Here is a 17,431-nt window from a genome sequence, read left to right on the forward strand (position 1 = left end):
ACTATCATGAAATCATTGATCCGATATATGTTCGCAGGGGCTGTAGTGCTGGGGCTGGCCACTTCCTGCACCAAAGAACTGGAAATCTCGCCGGAAGGCACACCCACCACCAACAACTTCTGGAAATCCGAGCTGGACGCCATCTCCGGCGCCAATGCCATGTATCTCCCGATGGACGACGAGAACTTCTACGGCCGGGGGTACTGGTGGTTCATCAATGCCAGCGATGATATGGTAACAGGCCGTATCAAAGCCGAAGGCGACAACATCAAGAACTTCAACCGCAGCTTCATTGGCGGTTCATATACAGAAGGCCAATGGCGCATGCGTTACACGGTGATCAAACGCGCGAACGACGTGATCAACCGCGTACCCGCCATTACCATGGATGAAACGACCAAGCGCCGCGTCATTGGCGAAGCCTATTTCATGAGCGGGCTGATGTACTTTGAACTGGCATATGCGTATGCCGACGATAAGGCGGGCGTGCCTATTGTACGCCGCGATGTTCCGCTCGACGAGAAGCCTATCCCCCGGGCCGCCAATATTGCCGCCAACTGGGATTACATTGAAAACGAGCTGAAACAGGCTTCCGGCTACCTGCCCTGGTTTGCCGACCTGAAGCCGGCGGATTACGGCCGTCCGCACAAATCAGCGGCCCTTGGCTATCTCGCCAAAATGTACCTCTACAAAAAAGACTGGGCCAAAGCGGAAGCTTATTGCGATTCACTGATCCTGAGCGGGCGCCACCAGTTGCTCGGTAAATTCTCCGATGTGTTTACCATTGCCAACAACTGGACTTCCGAGTACATCTGGAGCGCATACTCCACATCCCAGGGCCAGGGCGGCTTCGGCAGCATTTTGCCGGGCGTGATGCTTGAAAATAAAGGCTGGGGCAAATACAATGGCTGGGGATATTACATGCCCACCAAAGAGCTGTACGACAGCTATGACCCGGCAGACAAGCGCCGCGCCGCTACCATCCTGGCGCCCGGCGACCGTTTCAAGTTCTGGGGCGATTCCATGACGTACAATTCGCTGAACAGCCTGAGCGGTTACCAGTTTAATAAATACATGGAACCGTTTTCCTATCCCGGTGGCGACCACGCCAGCAACAACGGCGACCATCCTACCACGGACCTTTGCCTGCCGTTGCTGCGCTACGCCGAGATTTATCTCATCAAGGCCGAAGCGCGGCTCATGCAGGGAAAGAATGCTGACACCGAACTGAATGCAGTGCGTAAACGCACCGGGCTCGGCGATCTGCATAACGCTACCCTGGCCGACCTTAAGAAAGAGCGCAGGCTGGAGCTGGCCGGCGAATGGGCGAACCGCCACTACGACCTGGTACGCTGGGGCGATGCACAGGCCGCATATGCCCAACCGCTTCATGGCGTGGGCGGCGTAGAAATCTGGCCGGCACGCGCCTTCGATCCCGCGAAGCACCACATCTGGCCTGTTCCGCAAAGCGAAATCGACAACAGCGGCGGCCTCATCTTCCAGAACGCCGGTTGGAAATAACTATAACCTGAATATTACCATTTACTGCAGACTCCCGTTATTAGCGGGAGTTTGCTATTTTTAAAAGACCGATGAAACACATTATCACATGCTTCCTGCTTTGCTGCGGCCTCGCGGGTGCAAAGGCGCAGTACACCGCAGGCAACGCGCATTCCCACAACGATTACCTGCAGGCCATCCCATTCGAGAAAGCTTTTTCGCTGCACTTCGGATCGATAGAGGCAGATGTATTCCTGAAAGGCGGCGAGCTATATGTGGCGCATACGCCAGGCGAGATCGATACTGCGAAGACATTGCGCAAATTCTACCTGGAACCGCTCCGCGAAAAAGCCCGTGCAAAAGCCGGCGTGTTCGGAGAAACGAAACAGCAATTGCAGATCCTGATCGATTTCAAAACGGAAGCGGCTCCCACGATGGACGCACTCCTACGCCAGCTCCGCGATTTCCCGGAACTGATGAACCATCCCAAACTGACGTTCGCCATCAGCGGTAACCGTCCACCGCAGGCGCAATGGCCTTCATACCCGTCCTGCATCGCCTTCGACGGCCGGCCGGGCGTGCCCTATGCCGCGGAAGAATTGAACAAAGTCGCGCTCATCAGCGACAATTTCCGGAACTATAGCCAGTGGAATGGAAAAGGAATCCCTGTAGCGGAAGATCTCGCGAAGATGGAGAAAGTCATCGCCCAGGCGCATGCCGCGGGCAAGAAGTTCCGCTTCTGGGCCACACCCGACGATGTAAACGCCTGGAAGACGATGATGAAGCTGGGTGTAGATTACATCAATACCGACAAAACCGATGAACTTGCCGCATACCTCCGCAACCGCGTACAGTCGCAATTCCAGGGGGATACGGCGCACAAGGTTTATAAACCCGCCTACCGCAATAACGACCGGCAAAGCAAAGTCAAAAATGTTATCCTGCTGATTGGCGACGGGATGGGGTTGGCGCAGGTGTACGCGGGTTATACCGCCAATTTCGGACAGTTGAATCTCTTCGGGATGCTGAACATCGGCTTCAGCAAAACGGCATCCTCCGACAGTTACATCACCGATTCCGCCGCAGGGGGAACGGCCATGGCGTCGGGTAAAAAAACGAAGAACAGATCGGTAGGCGTGGATCATACCGGCGTGGCCATTCCGGCCATTCCCGACCTGGCGGCGCCGCTGGGCATCAGGAGCGCGCTCATTACCTCCGGCGACCTGACCGACGCCACGCCCGCCGCGTTTTACGGGCATACCACCGAGCGCGACCGGCACGCGGAAATTGCGGCCGGATTGCGGGAAAGCCCTGTGAGCTTGCTCATCGGCGCCGGCGGAAAACACTTCGAAGGGGTGGAAGCAGACCTCCGGAAAAAAGGTTTCACCATCGTGCGGGAGCTCACCGCAGCAGATACGATCAGGAGCAGGAAATTCATGGTGCTGACCGACAGTGCGCAGCTGCGCATCGCACAGGGCCGCGGCGACTTCCTCACCCGTTCTTTGCGAACCGCAATCAGGTCGTTGCAACGGCGGCCCGGGGGATTCTTCATCATGGAGGAATCCGCACAGATCGACTGGGGCGGCCACATGAATTCGGTACCTTACCTCACTTCGGAGATGCTGGATTTTGACCGCGCCATCGGCGAAGCCATGCGATTTGCCGACAGCAACGGCGAAACTTTGGTGATCGTGACGGCGGACCATGAAACCGGCGGCCTCACGCTCCTGGATGGCGATATCTCAAAAGGCTATGTCGACGGGCATTTCAGCACCAACGACCATACCGCCTTGATGGTGCCCGTTTTCGCTTATGGCCCGCATTCCGGAGACTTCCGCGGCGTTTATGAAAACACGGAAATCTTCCATAAGATCATGCGGATCCTGCGCCGTTATCAGAACTGACGGCGCTGATAAGGGATACCCTTGCCCATTTCGCAGTACAATTTCAGGCTGTAAAGAAACCATCCCCAGTTGTAGTTGCAGGCGCGGTAAAATTCCGTCAGCTCGCGCCAGTTGCTATGTTTGAGGGTGACGGCGGTGGTTTTCTCCCGCTGTTCGATATCGAATGAAAGGAAAGTGCCTACCCACTCCTGGTCGGATTCCACGCACTCCCAGCGGATGCGCTCCGGGCGGTCCATCACGAGCACCTTGAAACGGGTGGCGTAGTTATCGTCAAAATCGAATTCGTTGATAAACCCAACTTCGGGCTTAACGATGAGTTTTTCGGTCCAGATTTCGAAAAGACCTTCCTTCGTCGTTAACGCGTCGAATATTTTATCCGCCGGCGCTTTGACATACTGCGTTTGTTCAATGTTGTACATACTGGATGAAGTTGAAAGCTGCTATAATACGCATTATTAAAAAGATAATGTTTATTTCGACATAAATGTGCTATCGCCATATGGCCGGAAAAACTTAAATTGAGTATACCGCTGATCGTCAACCAGAATCTAAATCTTCTTATCCCCAAATCCACCAATCATGCCGACCACTACTTCCGTCCAGACAACGAGATTGTTGCAGGGTGCGCTTTTTGCGGGACTCCTCGTCTGGTTGCTGGACGGAACGGCGGCGGTTATCCAGACGGATTTCCGGGCCGACCGGGTTTTCAAATACGTGGCGAGCGCGGCCGCGGGGCGTTCAGCTTTTGCGGGCGGTGGTGAATTCATCTTGTTGGGATTATTCCTTCACTTCCTGGTGGCATTCGGATGGAGCCTGTTGTTCTTCTGGCTATACCCGAAGGCAAGCCTGCTGCAAGGCCATCGCTGGATCACCGGTTGCGTTTACGGCATTTTCGTGTGGGCGGCCATGTTTTTTTTCATCGTTCCCTTATCGCTGGCGCCGCAGGGGCCGCTTACGTTACAGGGTGCGTTAACGGGTATCGCCATTCACATGGTGTGCGTGGGGTTGCCCATCGTGCTCACGGCCTGGTATTGGTACAGGCGGCCCAAAGCCTGATCAGGCGAGCGTTTCCTTAAACACTTTCAACGTTCTTTCCCACGCCAGCTTCGCGGCCGCCTCATTGTAGCGCGCGGCGGAAGTATCGTTGTGGAACGCGTGCTGCGTTCCGGGATAGATGTACAATTCATATTTGACACCCGCCGCCTTCAGAGCGGCTTCGTATGCAGTGATGCCAGCGTTCACGCGTTCGTCGGTTTCCGCGTAATTGAGCAGCAGGTGCGCTTTTATTTTCGGCACATCCGCCACATCCGCCTGCATCCCGTAAAAAGCCACGGCGGCATTCAGCTTCGGATCGTTCACGGCGAGCTGGTTAGCCATCGCACCACCCCAGCAAAATCCTACGCAGCCGGTTTTGCCATTGGCATCGGAGCGGTTCCGCAGGTATTCGAGGGAAAGCAAATAGTTTCTGAGATTCTGCGCCTTGTCGAGCTGACCGATTTTGGTGCGGCCCTCATCTTCGTTCGCGGGCGTACCGCCGAAAACCGACAGCGCATCCACGCCCAGCGCGGTGTATCCCGCGGCGGCCGCGCGGCGCGTCACGTCTTTGATGTGCGGCGTCAATCCGCGGTTCTCATGAATTACCACGACGCCGCCGCGTTTACCGCCCGCTTTCGGGCGAACGAGATATCCTTTCATGGTTACGCCGTCGCCCGGGTAGCTGACGTCTTCTTCGATCAGATCGTCGCGCAGCGGTTCGGCTGCGCGGGCGTAGTTGGATTCCAGCAACGGGAGAACGGCCAGCGCTGCGGCCATGGTACCGGTGAGCTTCGCCAGCCGGCTGATGAATTCGTCGCGGCGGAGGGGCTTGTGGGTATATTCGTCGAAAAGGTCGATGATATTTTGATCCATATGCAACAGGGTTTTCATCAAGTTAAATTTTTTTGCCGTAAACGGAAACGGGCGCCTGTTCCAGCAAGCGCCCGTTTGTTAATGGTTATTCCTGATAGCTGTGTTTATGTTAATCAAGCGCCGGTTTCAAATGCGTAGCCACGCCGATGCGGTTCCAGGCATTGATGACGATCACGGCCATGATCAGCTGCGCGATATATTCTTCGTCGAAAACCCTGGCCGCGTGGGCATATGTTTCTTCGGAAAGGCCCTGGTGGATGAGTGTCACTTCTTCCGTTACTGCTAAAATTACCTGTTCTTCTTCCGTAAAGAAATCCGTTTCGCGCCAGTTGGTGAGGGTAAACAACCTCCGCGAAGATTCTCCCAGCGCCAGCGCATCATTCCCATGGATGTCCATGCAATACGTACAGCCGTTGATTTGCGAGGCGCGGATGCGGATCAGTTCGTGATGCAGCGGCGCGATGCGGGTGGTGGTGAGATATTTTTCGAGATGAACGACAGCGGCGTATCCTGCGGGGGCGGCTTTCCGGATGTTGACTCTTTGTGACATGATGTTTCGATTTTTGTAACACAAAGTTCCGGCAGAAAAGGAGTTCCATTTCTTGATCCAGTTCAAGAAAACTAACCGCGCTTCGCCCTGATCCGGCTCAGGAACTCAGCCGTAAAGCCGAGGTAAGACGCCAGCATATATTGCGGCACACGCTGCAGAAAGCCGGGGAATAATTGCCGGAAATGATCGTACCGTTCCTCGCCTGTATTCCCGAAAATATACGTCACGCGTTGCAGCGCCGCGGCCAGCGCGCGTTGGGAGATGATGCGGAAATAACGCTCCAGCTGCGGGAGTTTTTCGAAAAGTTCGTCTTGCCGGTCGCGGTACAAAACCATGCATTCCGTATCTTCAATAGCCTGAATATTGTATGCCGAAGGCTTCCCGGATTCGAGGCTGAAGTAATCGGTGATCCACCAGTTTTCGATGGCGAAGTGATTGGTGAGCTCCGTATCCTTTTCCGTGACCTGGAATGTTCTGCAGCAGCCCTGGATGATGAAGTAGTTCGCCGTGCAGATATGCCCCGCGCGCAGCAACAGGTCTTTCCTGCGATAGCTGCGCCGTTCGAGATAGGTTTGCAGGATATCGCCGGCTCCTTCGGGCAGCGGCGCGAATTTTTCGATATGGGCCGTCAGTTCGGATATCATTCGCGCAAATTAGACTTTTTGGCGTCAACAAACGGGCGCCGCATTTTGTAATTCCTGAATCAAACCCACAATTATGCTCCTACGCGACAAGCTATCACTGGTACAGGTGTTCCGGATGACCTGGAAGCTGGATATAACGATGATCGTTTTTTGTACGATGGCGTATTATATTGACACCTACTGGTTGCGGGAGCATATATCCATTCCACTGAGCATTACGGCGGTGCTGGGAACGGCGCTGGCATTTTTCATCGGGTTCAACAACAACCAGGCGTACGACCGGTGGTGGGAAGGCCGCAAGATCTGGGGTTCGCTGGTGAATGATTCGCGCACCTGGGCCAGGGATCTCATGGCTTTTGTGGGGGAAGATGACGGGGTGGGACAAGGGTACACGCTGGCGCGGCGCATGGTGTTCCGGCACCTGGCGTTCGTGTACGCATTGAAGTCGGCTTTGCGGAAAGACGGGGATACATATTACCAGGGGTACCTTAATCCCGATGAAGTCGATGCTGTGGCGGCAAGCAAGAACGCGCCGAACGCCATCCTGCAGCTGCAGGCCAATGATTTGCGCACCCTCCGCGAACTGGGCGCGGTAGACGGCTTCCTTTTCCGGGATCTCAACTCCCGGCTCACGGCATTTTCCGACCAGCTAGGCATGTGCGAGCGGATCCGGAACACGATTTTTCCACCCAGTTACTTATTCTTTACCCGTGTTTTCATCTGGTTTTACGTGATGATGACCACCTTCAGCCTCACAGAAAACATCGGCGGCTGGGCGATCCTTTTCGGCTGGGCGGTAGGGTTCGTATTCCACGTTACCCATCAGAACGGATTGAGTATCATGGACCCTTTCGAAACCAACCCCATGTCACTGCCATTGAACAGCATCTCCCGGACGATCGAGATCAACCTGCTGGAGATGCTGGGGCACAGCCCGCTGCCTTCGCCGGTGGAACCGGTGGGCAAGTTGTATATTCTGTAGGGATACGGAATCCGGATTTAATATTGTAATTTACGGGTATCAGTCCTCAGCCAAACTGTTATCCTATGTTCGTAGTAGATCGTCCTGCTATCATGAATTTCGACGTCCCGGAGCATCTGAAAAACCGCGTTACCATTTCAGACCGGCTACCGTCCCAATACCACTCCCATCGCGTACCGGGAACGAAGGTGCATTATACCGAAGGTTCATTCGGCGCATATTTCAAACAGGAATTTATCAGTGATGATTTTATCATCGGCTGGTTGAATTTCGACATCCGGGAGCACGTTTACCTTTATCCCATCACGGAAACCCCGTTATTGGCGCTTTACACCGGATTTGAAGGCAATATTCCCTGCGAACTGCAAGGTTCGGCGGCGAAGCTCATGCTTCCGGAAAAGAAGTTTGCTTTCTACTATGTGCCGCCCATGGCATTCAACCGTGCGGAATTCGCACCGGCGCATTATACTGCGGTGTACATTTCCTTTTCCAATTCCTTCATGCAACGGTTCACCAACAAATACGAGGCATATAAAACGCTCGTGGATAAGCAGTTGCGTGGAGAGCAGGAAGGGGAACAGAAAAACCTTATCCCCACGGGCCACGCCGAAAAGGAGCTTTTTAAAGCCATGCGCAGCTACGACCAAAGCGAAGCCATGATGGAATTCCATTTGCAGGGGAACGTGATGGTGCTCACCGCCCAGTACTTCAATCTCCTCCTCAACCGCCGCCAGGTGCCGCCAACCCTCCTCCACGCGTGCGATTACATCCAGGAAAATCTGGGAGAAGACCTTTCCGCCGCCACCATTGCCCGGAAAGTAGGATCGCACTCCATGGCGCTCAACAAGTTGTTCAAAGATCAATACGGCAAAAACGTTCGCCAGTACCTCACCCAAAAGCGGCTGGAAGAAGCGGAATACCGCCTGATTACCACCAACGAGCTCGTCTGGGAAATCGCGGCTTTCACCAACCTCACCGACGCATCCCATCTCGTGCGCCTTATCCGCGGCAAACACGGCATCACCCCCGAAGAATTCCGCGAAAAGAATAGACTACACCGCGCAGGGTGATTTTTTTCACTTCGTACAATTTCCGGCCCGGCACATACAATGCCGCATGGCCTCCTTTTGTCAATTTTACGGTACAAGGTGACACGCCTGGCTGAGGCTGACTCACCCCGAAGAACCGGCCCGGGCCCTCTTCCTGAAAACTGGTAATGCATTTATAAATCACTGTGAGACAATACCCTTAGTGTTTTTCTCCAGTTTAGCGTAAGACAAAGAAATCAGACAAGAATCCCCGTTCCCCAAATTTAGACTTGAGACACCTGGAATAAAAAAGCCGGCGCTCAGCACCGGCTTTTTGTATAATGGGATTGTATGATTCATACAACCGGATTGTACGAACTTATTCTGTCCTTATAAATTCCCTTAGCGCAGCCGTCCATTCCGGGCGGTGGCGCGACAGGAAATTAACGTGCCCCGCGCCGGGGAACGTCACCAGCTCCTTCCGCCCTCCCAGGTTTTCGAACACTGCGTCGATTTCCCATCTTTCCACCCTTTCATCCTTTTCCCCGTACAATACCAACGCCGGCATTTTGGCCGCGCGGGCGTCTTCCATCGGTTGATGCCCGAACCCCCAGAAACCGTGGATCGCTCCGCCCCAGAACACCACCATGCCCGCAAAGGGGAATTCCGGCGCGTTGACGGCCCTGAAACGGGCGCAGGTAGCCTCATACAATGTGGCAAAGGGCGCTTCGAGGATGACGCCTTTCGGTTCCACCCCACCATCTTTCACCGCCTTCAGCACCGCCGCCGCCCCGAGGCTCGTGCCCAGCAGCCAGATATTAGGTTCTCCCGATTTTCGGAGGTAATCGTACGCCGCCTTCACGTCGCGCGCTTCCTGGAAACCCACGGTGGTGTAATTGCCGCCGGAGCCGCCGCTGCCCCGGAAATCCACCAGCAGGGTATTTACACCCAACCCCCGGAGGATCATGGCCCGGTCGATCATACTGGATTTTTTGCCGCTATAACCATGGAAAAGCACCACTGTACCCTTTGCATGCGGCGTGCGGACAAGCCACGCTTCCAGCGGGAAGTCGCTTTGCAGCGTAATCGTTTCGTAAGGAACGGGCGGTACTCCTTTGTTCACCGGCCGGGGATTATCCACCCCGAGCACCACGGTCTTCAGCTTCCCGAAAGCGGAGAGGCGGTTGGGATTTGTACGCGGCGCGGCGGTATCGGTAAAATGCGTGAATTTCCAGGCGTGCCAGGCGCAGAACAGGTTGAGCAGCAGGAAGAAGACGCCCGCGAACCAGGCCAGTCTTTTCCAGAATCGGTTACGCGTCATGCGGTTTATTTTTCCAGTGGGAGCACATTTTTCTGCAAGGTGAAATGATCATCGTTCACGTCTTCCTGCCAGAAATATACGGTATCATTTTCAAGTACGATGCGGTTTTGAAGGGATGCATCCGACTGGTATTCCCCGGCGGCAGGGATTAACCAGGGGCCAGCGATGCTTTTCCAACCTGCGGGCGTGAGCGTCCAGGTTGTCATGTAATGAACAGTGCCATGGAGGGGGCTTTGGAAGAGTGATATCTCCGGAAGGCCGTCGCCGTTGAGATCGCCTTCATTGATTATACGGAAATGGCCGGCGATGCTGTCTATTCCCGGGATAGCGGTGGTATTGAATTTCAGGGCGAAGAAGTCGGGCTCGTCGGGGCCTGAGGAACGTTTCACCAATTCGCGCCAGGCGGAATCAATGACGCCGTCGCCGTTAAAATCACCGGAAATGCCAATGGCTTCTCCGGCGCTGGTCACGGGCAGAGGGGCCTGGTTAGCGGTATCCGCAGGGATTACCGGCAGGGAATCGGTTTGGGCCGGGGTATTCCGTTCCTTACTGGAAACGCCAGGCTGGCAGGCGTACAGGGAAACAAGACAAAAGAGATATATGTTTTTCATGGTGATCCGGGCAGCGGGCGTGCCGTTGCCGGATGCAAATTAACCGATATGCGGGAAAGATCAATCTTTCCGGCCACCGCGGGTAAAGAGGAAGATGATAAGGCCGAGGACGAGGGCAACGAGGATAAGCCCGGTCCAAACGCCGGCTTTAAATATGCCGCCTACGATTTCGCAGCTGGACAGGGAGATGGTGAGGAATGCGATAGCGGAAAGTGTGAGGTATCTGTTCATATGTTTTTTTTTATTGCGGAACATAATCTATGCCGAATGAAAGAACATGCTACCTACGGGAAATGTTTGGGCAGGAAAGAATGGTTTGGGGGAAGAAATTCCACATAACTACCGGGTATTCAACAACTATGTACGTTTGGAGGCGGATTACTTTACGTGGAGTTTATTGCCTTTCCAATAGAAGGTGACTTCGCCGGTGAGGTTGATGGCGTTTACGAAGTCCTGGATAGGCTTGTTCCGGTCGAGCCGGCCGACGAAGCGTTGGCTGCCTACGTCGGGGGAGTCGATCACCAGGTCTACGTTGAACCAGCGGTCGAGCATGACGGAAATTTCGTTGATGGCTACGTTATCGAAATAATGGACGCCTTCGCGCCAGCTGAGGGTGCGGGCGGGATCGAAGTCTTCGACCGTGATGGTTTCTCCGGCATTGACGAGGGCCTGGTGGCCGGGGTGTAGCTCGATGCGGTCGACGCCGTGGCGGATGGCGACTTTACCGCTGACGAGGGAGGCAACCATTCGTTTTTCGGAATACGTATTGACGTTGAATTCGGTACCGAGGACGAGGACGTCCCCTTCGGGGGTGTGAACGGTGAAAGGATTTTTAGCGTCCCCTTGCACTTTAAAGAAGGCTTCGCCGGCTTCGAGGAATACTTCGCGCTGTTTGCCCTGTTCGAAGCGGAACCGGAGGCGGGAGCGGGAATTGAGCCAAACGGTGGAGCCGTCGGAGAGTTTCACCTGGTAGTCGAGGCGAGCGGGGACGACGAGGGTGGTCCATCCTTCGGAGGGGGACTGGTCGCCGCCGAGTTCGAGCACGCGGTTATTATTGGTAAAGCTGGCGGCTGTTCCGTTGTGTTTCTGGAGGCCGGTGTCTGCCAGGGAGATGGTGGTACCGTCTTCCAGGACGAGGGAGGCGGATCCGTCGGGGTTGCCGGTGGCGAGCGGGGCTTGTTCGATTTGGGTGCCGGGCGAGAGCCAGGTGAACCAGACTGCGCCTGCGACGAGGGCGGCGGCGGCGGTGCCGAGGATGGAGCGGACGATGGTATTGCGGCGGCGGCGGCGCATATCTTGTTCGCGGTCGTATACATCGAGCAGGCCGGTGTGCACGTCGAACGACGAGAAGGCTTCCTGCAGTTCTTCCGGGGGGATGGATTGCAGTTCGTCGCGAAGTGCGCGGGCATCGGGGTCTGACTCAAGGATGGCGTCCAATTCCAGCGATTCCCCGGGCGTAATCTGCCCGAGTATCCTGCGAACCAGGAGCCATCGTGTATACATGTTATCTTCCATGCAAGATTTAGTCTATGTTAATAGATGCAGGTGGGTGGATGAAGGGTGAAATGGCGTGAAAATAAATCCATCCGGCCAACGAAGCCGTAAATATAGCGAGAGTATCGGTAATCGGGTGCATAACGGCTACGACTGTTGGGCTTTTACCCAAATCGTTAACAATTACATAACGACTTCTAGTGCCCTTTTTACCGAATTTTAAGCAGAGCAGAGACCATGTCCACCTTACAACTGCGTTGGAATACATTTTTTGAACTGCGCTTTTTTTCTCTATATCCATGCTTAAGACAGTATCGCAGCGCCGCAATGGCGAGACAGGGGTTAAACAATTTCTGATACTGTTACTTTAAAAAATCTGCAACCGTGGAGGACCAAGAACTTATTCAGCAACTGCAGCAGGGAAATGCGGAAGCCTTTGACCAGGCTTATAAGAAGTATGCTCCCTCGATGCTCACTATCGCATACACTTTCATGCGCGACAGGGACGATGCAGCCGATGTAGTGCAGGATTGTTTCGCCACCCTGCTGAACAAACCGCAGCTTTGGAAGTCTATCCGCGATATCCGATGGTACCTCATGCGCATGGTTCAAAACCAATGCCTTGGCGTGATCCGCAAAAGAGATATGCAACAGCAAAAAGACGAAGTCTTTCAATACTACAATAAATCCGCCGCAGAAGACGTCTCCCTCCCGGAGTCCTACAACAACAACGCCACCCCCCAGGAAAAAGAAAACAAAGTAGTCTCCTGGCTCAGCGCCCTCAGCCCGCAACGCAAACGCGCCATGGAGCTCGTTTACCAGCAGGAGCTCTCCTACCAGGAAGCCGCTCTCAAAATGGGTATCAGCAAACAAAGCATCAAAACCCACCTCCGCTACGCCAAACAAATCCTTAAATCCAAATTGACCAGCATCCTCATCGCCGCCGTTTTCGTTACCATGTGGTAACGCATCGCCGCGGTACTTCTTCCTCCCAGGGAACTTCCTCCAATAAAAATTGGGGCAATGCCGGAATTGATTCCTTCATTACCCCAAAAAACTATCCGTAAAAAATTATTTCGTAAAATAACGGTGCATGAACAACAGCTGGTACTCAATCGCATTCGCCCAATACGCCCAGTTGTGCGCCCCCGGCCGCACCAGGTAATCATGCGGAATATTCCGGTACGCCAGCGCTTCGTGCAGCCGCTCATTCACACCGAAAAAGAAGTCCTCCGTCCCGCAGTCTATCATCAACGCCAATGCACCCGCGGTCAGCAGGTGCAACTGGTTGATCACCGTATGCTCTTCCCAACGCTTCGGCTGCTCCGCATATGCGCCCAGCCGCTTCGCCATGTCCCAGTTCTTCGGGAAAGGCCTGATATCTACCCCGCCGCTCATGCTCCCCGCAGCGCCAAACACATCCTGGTGCCGCATCGCCAGGTACAAAGCGCCATGGCCCCCCATGCTCAACCCCGTGATCGCCCGGCCTTTCGCGGTGGCAATTGTCTTATATTTCCCATCCACCCACTTCACCAACTCCTCCGCAACATACGTTTCGTACTGAAATCCCTTATCCACCGGACTGTTCCAATACCAGCTGCCAAATCCGCCGTCGGGGCATACGATGATCATCCGGAAACGGTCGGCCAACTCCTGCACTGCCGGCGCCTTCTTCACCCAATCCGCATAGTTGCCGCTGTAGCCGTGCAACAGGTATACCACCGGCAAAGCCGCGTCTCCGGCAGCTTCCGGCGTTATCACCACCGTCGGGATGTTCTTCTTCATTGCGGCGCTCCAGACTTGTACGGTATCCACCTTCGCCGCGAAAGCGGGACTAACGGCCAGCAGCAATACTGCCGTCAGGGACAAAAACATTGACTTCATAAAAGGTATTTGCGGCCATCAAGATACACAGCAAACCGGTTTTTTCAAACCCGTTACAAATGTGCCGCACCGGCGGCCGCCATAGTGAGCAAAACGGGGAAGGAGCCGTCCATCCCTTTGCGGATGGCACGGAGCGAAAGGGATATTTTCTTTTCCACGGTTTTGATGGAGATACCCAGTTTTTCAGCGATCTGGCGATAGGTAAGCCCTTCTTCCCGGCTCATGTGCAGGATCCGGCGCTGGTCTTCGGGCAGGCGGTCGAGCACGTTGCGGATGATCCGCTCCATTTCGTTATAAAGCAGCGGTTCGTGATCGATCATGTCCTGGGTGATGGAGGCGAGCCGGTCGTAGAATGCGGCGTCGGACTGCAGCCGGTGCAAAGCTTTCAGTTCCTGGAATCGGACGGCCTGGTAAAGGTAGGCCTGAAGTTTTTCAATACGGGCGTCGGCACGACGGTTCCAAAGGGAGATGAAAACTTCCTGCACTACGTCCTGTGCCAGCTGGCCGTCGCTCAGCATGGCGCTTGCCCGCTGGTAGAGCCCCTTCCAGTAGCGTTGGTAGATTACGGTAAATGCATCCTGATCGTCCCCCTGCAGCAATTCATATAACTGCTCATCCGTATATGTCGAATATGCCGGCATTAAACTATAAAAGTACGGGTTTTTCGGCCAAATAAGTAACCCGGATACACAACCGTATGGCTCCCGGACTGCATTCCCGGCGCTTTTCGGGGATAAGCGGCCCGGGCACAATGACTAACAGATTGTCCGAAATCCAACTATTTTCAGCGACTGGAATTCGTAGACGGGCGCGAACGGGAAGGGCCCCGGAGAAGTCCGGGGCCCTGTAATCGCATATAATTATCAACCGTTATGTTTATATTTTATTGAATTCATCCACCAGTTCCTGTGCAAGTTTTTGGATTTTGGATGTTTCAGCGTCGGCCAGTAAACGCGCTTTCTGCGCGGCTTTCAGGCCTTCTTCCTTATTCTTCAGAGAGAGGCAGATCCAGCCGAAGGTGCTTTGCACGCTGTACTCTTCCGGAGCGATTTCCACGGCTTTCTTCGCCAGTTTGTATGCCTGCGGCAGGAAGGGTTTCATTTTCTCGTCGATTTCCTTCTTTCCGCTGATGCGCCGGGCCAGAAAGCTCAGTTTTTCCGCGTCGTTCTTAAATACCCCTTTCATCGCCTTATCGGTGAGCGCGACATATTGCTTTGCGCGGCCCTCCCGGAGCAGGAACTCTGCTTCCAGCATCACGGCCTGCTGTTGGTGGTCTTTGGATGACGATTTCGAGAAATGTTTCAGTCCTTCGTAAAACTCGGCTTCGCGGCCCGCGTAGATATGTTGGTACAAGGTGCTGGATAGCAGGCGATCGGTCAGCGCGCTTTGTTCTTCCGCTGGTGCGAAGTGTTTGAAGTCGTTTTGATGCGCCAGGTAAAATTTCCCCAGCTTATCGTTACTGCTGCGCGCCAGGTTTTTAATCACCTTCCAGCCCAGGGGCGTGCCCAGAGTGCTGTCGGTCATTTTGCTTGTAATCTCTCCCGCTACTTTCTCGGCGGTTTGCCGGTCGGAGCGGTTGAGGGCGAGGTAGTAATTCAGGAGGAAAGGGACGTCGCGCTGACCGTCTGCATACCGTTTAGCGAGGGCGGCGGTATTGCGTTGGGGATCGGCGGCCATGCGCCCTTCTTCCAGGAACTCTTCGGCCGACATGCGGGAGCCGCTGCGGTGGATCACTTCTCCTTTACCGTTAATGAACAGGTATGTAGGGTAAGATTGCACATTGTACTTTTTACGCAGTTCAGGTCCTTCGCCTTTTTCCATATCGATTTTCGTGTTCACGAACTGGCCGTTGTAGAAGTCCGCCACATCTTTCAGCACAAACACGTTTTTGTCCATCCATTTGCAAGGTGCGCACCAGGAGGTGTAGCAATCGAGGAACACGAGTTTATTTTCTTTTGCGGCCTGCGCGAGCGTTTCGTTCCAGGAGGCGGTGCCGAACTGGATGCCGTCCTGGGATTTGGCGGTGAAAGCAGCGAAGAGGGCGCAAATCAGTAAGAATGGTTTCATGATGATGTTTTAAAAAGGGCGCCGGCCTTACCGGCGCCACTGGGTTGTATGGGTTTGTCATTCGTGGTAAAGAATGGCTGGCTTTATCTTTCGTATTGCGGGATGCCAGGATTCATGGACAGTACACGCGGCGGAACGGGGAGGATGTACCGGTTGTCGTTCGGCGCAAGTGTCCAGGTTTCCGATTCGTGCTTATGCGTTACGGTTTTGGCGAAACGAGGATCCCTGTTGAGGCGTTTCAGATCAATCAGTCTGCTGGCACCGATGAAGCGCAATTCGCGTCTGCGCTCATCGAGTACGATACGCAGTGCATCGTCTTTTGTAGCGGCGGAAACGGGCTGGTTGCCTTTAATGCGCATATTACGAAGGGTATTGAGATGCGCGAGCGCCTTGTTTTTATCGCCTATGCGGGCCTCGCACTCCGCGGCGATGAGAATCACTTCCGGCGAACTAAGGCCGGTATTGAATTCTATGTACGGCGCCCACAATTCCCTGCCGGGAAACTTCACAGATGAACCAGACCCGAATTTCGAACTGCCATGACAGAAAAACAACTGGAAGCGCATGTCTGTTGCTCCGGGAGCAAGATCAGTCGCATAGGTAGCGATCAGGTCGTCCGGTGCGTATACTTCTCCATGAATAGTACCATTACTGGAGCTGCCCAGGCGAACCCAAACGCTTTCGGGATTGAGGTCTGCATTGGGGAACCCAGTACTGTCAGCCGGAAGGCAAACCCTGCCAAAAGTCGTTCCTTCAATATTGACATAGTTTTTATAATCGATCAAAGTCGCATTTCTTTTCAGGGCTTCGTTTGCATTCAGGAGTGCCTTTTCATAGTCACCCATATAGAGGTACATGCGGCTGAGAAATGCAAAACCTACGCTTTTAAGGGGATGGAAATTATTGGGCACCTTCTCTGCCAGGTCGGGTGTGGCCATATCCAGGTCCTTCTTTATCTGATCGTAAACGGCGGCGACACTTACCCTTTCGTAAGGAACATTGATGTCTTCCGACAATACCATCGGTACACCATAATCCGTGGCAGCGGTAGCCGGATCATAATGCTTAGCGTACAGATTTACGAGCAACAAATATTCAAATGCCCTGCCGACAAGCGCTTCAGCGCGCACCCGGCGCTTCTCCTTATCAGTTGCGTCTGTCACGTCCATGATATTGTTGATCACCGTGTTATAGACATAAATGTGTTGATAGGAGGGTTCCCATTGCGAATCCTGCGCTCCCATATCCATAATCTGACCGCCGTCGAAGCGGTACAGCCGTTGCTTGAATGCCGGGTAACGGTTGAATCCTGCCGATTTGCTCACGTCATTGGTAAGCCCGGCCTGCACATCGTCTGTCAGATAATTCGGGTACGCGGAAACTGCGCGGGAAAGTGAAAGGTTATTCAGCAATTTCTCATAGTCACCGAATTTCTCCGGAATGGTAAATCCTTTCGGTGTGATATCCAGGAATTTGTTGCAGGAGGCTAATACTAACACCGCCCCGGTAAATATGGATAATATAATTCGTTTCGTCAT

18 protein-coding genes are annotated in these 17,431 nt (G+C 54.1%); 6 read left to right on the forward strand and 12 right to left on the reverse strand.

What is annotated here, in order from left to right; all coding sequences use genetic code 11:
* Window positions 1–6 precede the first annotated feature (6 nt).
* The gene (locus WJU16_RS10295; protein WP_341838230.1) at window positions 7–1,521 is read left to right on the forward strand and encodes a RagB/SusD family nutrient uptake outer membrane protein; all 1,515 of its coding nucleotides are present in this window, start codon (window positions 7–9) and stop codon (window positions 1,519–1,521) included.
* A gap of 71 nt (window positions 1,522–1,592) precedes the next feature.
* On the forward strand, window positions 1,593–3,404 hold the full coding sequence (locus WJU16_RS10300; RefSeq protein WP_341838231.1) for an alkaline phosphatase: 1,812 nt from the start codon (window positions 1,593–1,595) through the stop codon (window positions 3,402–3,404).
* Here WJU16_RS10300 and WJU16_RS10305 read toward each other — a convergent pair.
* Entirely contained in the window at window positions 3,395–3,823 is a 429-nt protein-coding gene (locus tag WJU16_RS10305; RefSeq protein WP_341838232.1) for an SRPBCC domain-containing protein, read from the reverse strand. The two genes, WJU16_RS10300 and WJU16_RS10305, sit on opposite strands and share 10 nt — an antisense overlap.
* Before the next feature lie 160 nt (window positions 3,824–3,983).
* Between WJU16_RS10305 and WJU16_RS10310 the strand changes: the two genes are divergently transcribed.
* Window positions 3,984–4,460 (forward strand): hypothetical protein, encoded by a 477-nt coding sequence (locus WJU16_RS10310; protein WP_341838233.1) that lies wholly within the window; start codon window positions 3,984–3,986, stop codon window positions 4,458–4,460.
* Here the strand turns inward: WJU16_RS10310 and WJU16_RS10315 are convergent, their stop codons facing one another.
* The 3 genes from WJU16_RS10315 to WJU16_RS10325 all read right to left on the reverse strand — a co-directional run bounded on the left by WJU16_RS10315 (window position 4,461) and on the right by WJU16_RS10325 (window position 6,506).
* Window positions 4,461–5,312 (reverse strand): dienelactone hydrolase family protein, encoded by an 852-nt coding sequence (locus WJU16_RS10315; protein ID WP_341838234.1) that lies wholly within the window; start codon window positions 5,310–5,312, stop codon window positions 4,461–4,463.
* A 109-nt stretch (window positions 5,313–5,421) separates the two neighbouring features.
* Window positions 5,422–5,862: a carboxymuconolactone decarboxylase family protein gene (locus WJU16_RS10320; protein ID WP_341838235.1), complete on the reverse strand. Its 441-nt coding sequence runs from the start codon at window positions 5,860–5,862 to the stop codon at window positions 5,422–5,424.
* A gap of 71 nt (window positions 5,863–5,933) precedes the next feature.
* Window positions 5,934–6,506, reverse strand: a complete 573-nt coding sequence (locus tag WJU16_RS10325) for a Crp/Fnr family transcriptional regulator (protein ID WP_341838236.1) — start codon at window positions 6,504–6,506, stop codon at window positions 5,934–5,936.
* A 73-nt stretch (window positions 6,507–6,579) separates the two neighbouring features.
* Between WJU16_RS10325 and WJU16_RS10330 the strand changes: the two genes are divergently transcribed.
* On the forward strand, window positions 6,580–7,488 hold the full coding sequence (locus WJU16_RS10330) for a bestrophin family ion channel (protein WP_341838237.1): 909 nt from the start codon (window positions 6,580–6,582) through the stop codon (window positions 7,486–7,488).
* A gap of 65 nt (window positions 7,489–7,553) precedes the next feature.
* Window positions 7,554–8,558 (forward strand): AraC family transcriptional regulator, encoded by a 1,005-nt coding sequence (locus tag WJU16_RS10335; protein WP_341838238.1) that lies wholly within the window; start codon window positions 7,554–7,556, stop codon window positions 8,556–8,558.
* A gap of 337 nt (window positions 8,559–8,895) precedes the next feature.
* Here WJU16_RS10335 and WJU16_RS10340 read toward each other — a convergent pair whose 3' ends face one another.
* From WJU16_RS10340 to WJU16_RS10355, 4 genes are all read right to left on the reverse strand, one after another.
* Complete coding sequence (locus WJU16_RS10340) at window positions 8,896–9,837, reverse strand: alpha/beta fold hydrolase (RefSeq protein WP_341838239.1); 942 nt, start codon at window positions 9,835–9,837, stop codon at window positions 8,896–8,898.
* A gap of 5 nt (window positions 9,838–9,842) precedes the next feature.
* Window positions 9,843–10,448 carry a hypothetical protein gene (locus tag WJU16_RS10345; RefSeq protein ID WP_341838240.1) on the reverse strand — a complete coding sequence of 202 codons (606 nt, stop codon included), beginning with the start codon at window positions 10,446–10,448 and terminating at the stop codon, window positions 9,843–9,845.
* A 60-nt stretch (window positions 10,449–10,508) separates the two neighbouring features.
* On the reverse strand, window positions 10,509–10,679 hold the full coding sequence (locus WJU16_RS10350; RefSeq protein WP_341838241.1) for a phosphatidate cytidylyltransferase: 171 nt from the start codon (window positions 10,677–10,679) through the stop codon (window positions 10,509–10,511).
* A gap of 147 nt (window positions 10,680–10,826) precedes the next feature.
* On the reverse strand, window positions 10,827–11,963 hold the full coding sequence (locus WJU16_RS10355) for a FecR domain-containing protein (RefSeq protein ID WP_341838242.1): 1,137 nt from the start codon (window positions 11,961–11,963) through the stop codon (window positions 10,827–10,829).
* 363 nt (window positions 11,964–12,326) lie between these two features.
* Between WJU16_RS10355 and WJU16_RS10360 the strand changes: the two genes are divergently transcribed.
* Complete coding sequence (locus tag WJU16_RS10360) at window positions 12,327–12,908, forward strand: RNA polymerase sigma factor (RefSeq protein WP_341838243.1); 582 nt, start codon at window positions 12,327–12,329, stop codon at window positions 12,906–12,908.
* Between the two features lie 105 nt (window positions 12,909–13,013).
* Here WJU16_RS10360 and WJU16_RS10365 read toward each other — a convergent pair whose 3' ends face one another.
* The 4 genes from WJU16_RS10365 to WJU16_RS10380 form a co-directional block, all read right to left on the reverse strand.
* Window positions 13,014–13,826, reverse strand: coding sequence for an alpha/beta hydrolase family protein (locus WJU16_RS10365; RefSeq protein ID WP_341838244.1), 813 nt, complete (start codon window positions 13,824–13,826; stop codon window positions 13,014–13,016).
* Window positions 13,827–13,879: 53 nt separating this feature from the next.
* A complete protein-coding gene (locus WJU16_RS10370; protein WP_341838245.1) occupies window positions 13,880–14,467 on the reverse strand; it encodes an RNA polymerase sigma-70 factor in 588 nt (195 codons plus the stop codon).
* 235 nt (window positions 14,468–14,702) lie between these two features.
* A complete protein-coding gene (locus WJU16_RS10375) occupies window positions 14,703–15,893 on the reverse strand; it encodes a thioredoxin family protein (protein WP_341838246.1) in 1,191 nt (396 codons plus the stop codon).
* Between the two features lie 83 nt (window positions 15,894–15,976).
* Complete coding sequence (locus WJU16_RS10380; protein WP_341838247.1) at window positions 15,977–17,431, reverse strand: RagB/SusD family nutrient uptake outer membrane protein; 1,455 nt, start codon at window positions 17,429–17,431, stop codon at window positions 15,977–15,979.

Origin of the sequence: Chitinophaga pollutisoli (genome assembly GCF_038396755.1) — a bacterium.
Classification (GTDB): domain Bacteria; phylum Bacteroidota; class Bacteroidia; order Chitinophagales; family Chitinophagaceae; genus Chitinophaga; species Chitinophaga pollutisoli.

Excerpts from the sequence above, each read along its gene's own strand:
- WJU16_RS10340 (WP_341838239.1), bottom strand. The coding sequence starts at position 9,837 with ATGACGCGTAACCGATTCTGGAAAAGACTGGCCTGGTTCGCGGGCGTC.
- WJU16_RS10320 (WP_341838235.1), bottom strand. The coding sequence starts at position 5,862 with ATGTCACAAAGAGTCAACATCCGGAAAGCCGCCCCCGCAGGATACGCC.
- WJU16_RS10305 (WP_341838232.1), bottom strand. The coding sequence starts at position 3,823 with ATGTACAACATTGAACAAACGCAGTATGTCAAAGCGCCGGCGGATAAA.
- WJU16_RS10300 (WP_341838231.1), top strand. The coding sequence starts at position 1,593 with ATGAAACACATTATCACATGCTTCCTGCTTTGCTGCGGCCTCGCGGGT.
- WJU16_RS10310 (WP_341838233.1), top strand. The coding sequence starts at position 3,984 with ATGCCGACCACTACTTCCGTCCAGACAACGAGATTGTTGCAGGGTGCG.
- WJU16_RS10375 (WP_341838246.1), bottom strand. The coding sequence starts at position 15,893 with ATGAAACCATTCTTACTGATTTGCGCCCTCTTCGCTGCTTTCACCGCC.
- WJU16_RS10325 (WP_341838236.1), bottom strand. The coding sequence starts at position 6,506 with ATGATATCCGAACTGACGGCCCATATCGAAAAATTCGCGCCGCTGCCC.
- WJU16_RS10295 (WP_341838230.1), top strand. The coding sequence starts at position 7 with ATGAAATCATTGATCCGATATATGTTCGCAGGGGCTGTAGTGCTGGGG.
- WJU16_RS10365 (WP_341838244.1), bottom strand. The coding sequence starts at position 13,826 with ATGAAGTCAATGTTTTTGTCCCTGACGGCAGTATTGCTGCTGGCCGTT.
- WJU16_RS10335 (WP_341838238.1), top strand. The coding sequence starts at position 7,554 with ATGTTCGTAGTAGATCGTCCTGCTATCATGAATTTCGACGTCCCGGAG.
- WJU16_RS10315 (WP_341838234.1), bottom strand. The coding sequence starts at position 5,312 with ATGGATCAAAATATCATCGACCTTTTCGACGAATATACCCACAAGCCC.
- WJU16_RS10370 (WP_341838245.1), bottom strand. The coding sequence starts at position 14,467 with ATGCCGGCATATTCGACATATACGGATGAGCAGTTATATGAATTGCTG.
- WJU16_RS10330 (WP_341838237.1), top strand. The coding sequence starts at position 6,580 with ATGCTCCTACGCGACAAGCTATCACTGGTACAGGTGTTCCGGATGACC.
- WJU16_RS10345 (WP_341838240.1), bottom strand. The coding sequence starts at position 10,448 with ATGAAAAACATATATCTCTTTTGTCTTGTTTCCCTGTACGCCTGCCAG.
- WJU16_RS10355 (WP_341838242.1), bottom strand. The coding sequence starts at position 11,963 with ATGGAAGATAACATGTATACACGATGGCTCCTGGTTCGCAGGATACTC.
- WJU16_RS10380 (WP_341838247.1), bottom strand. The coding sequence starts at position 17,431 with ATGACGAAACGAATTATATTATCCATATTTACCGGGGCGGTGTTAGTA.
- WJU16_RS10350 (WP_341838241.1), bottom strand. The coding sequence starts at position 10,679 with ATGAACAGATACCTCACACTTTCCGCTATCGCATTCCTCACCATCTCC.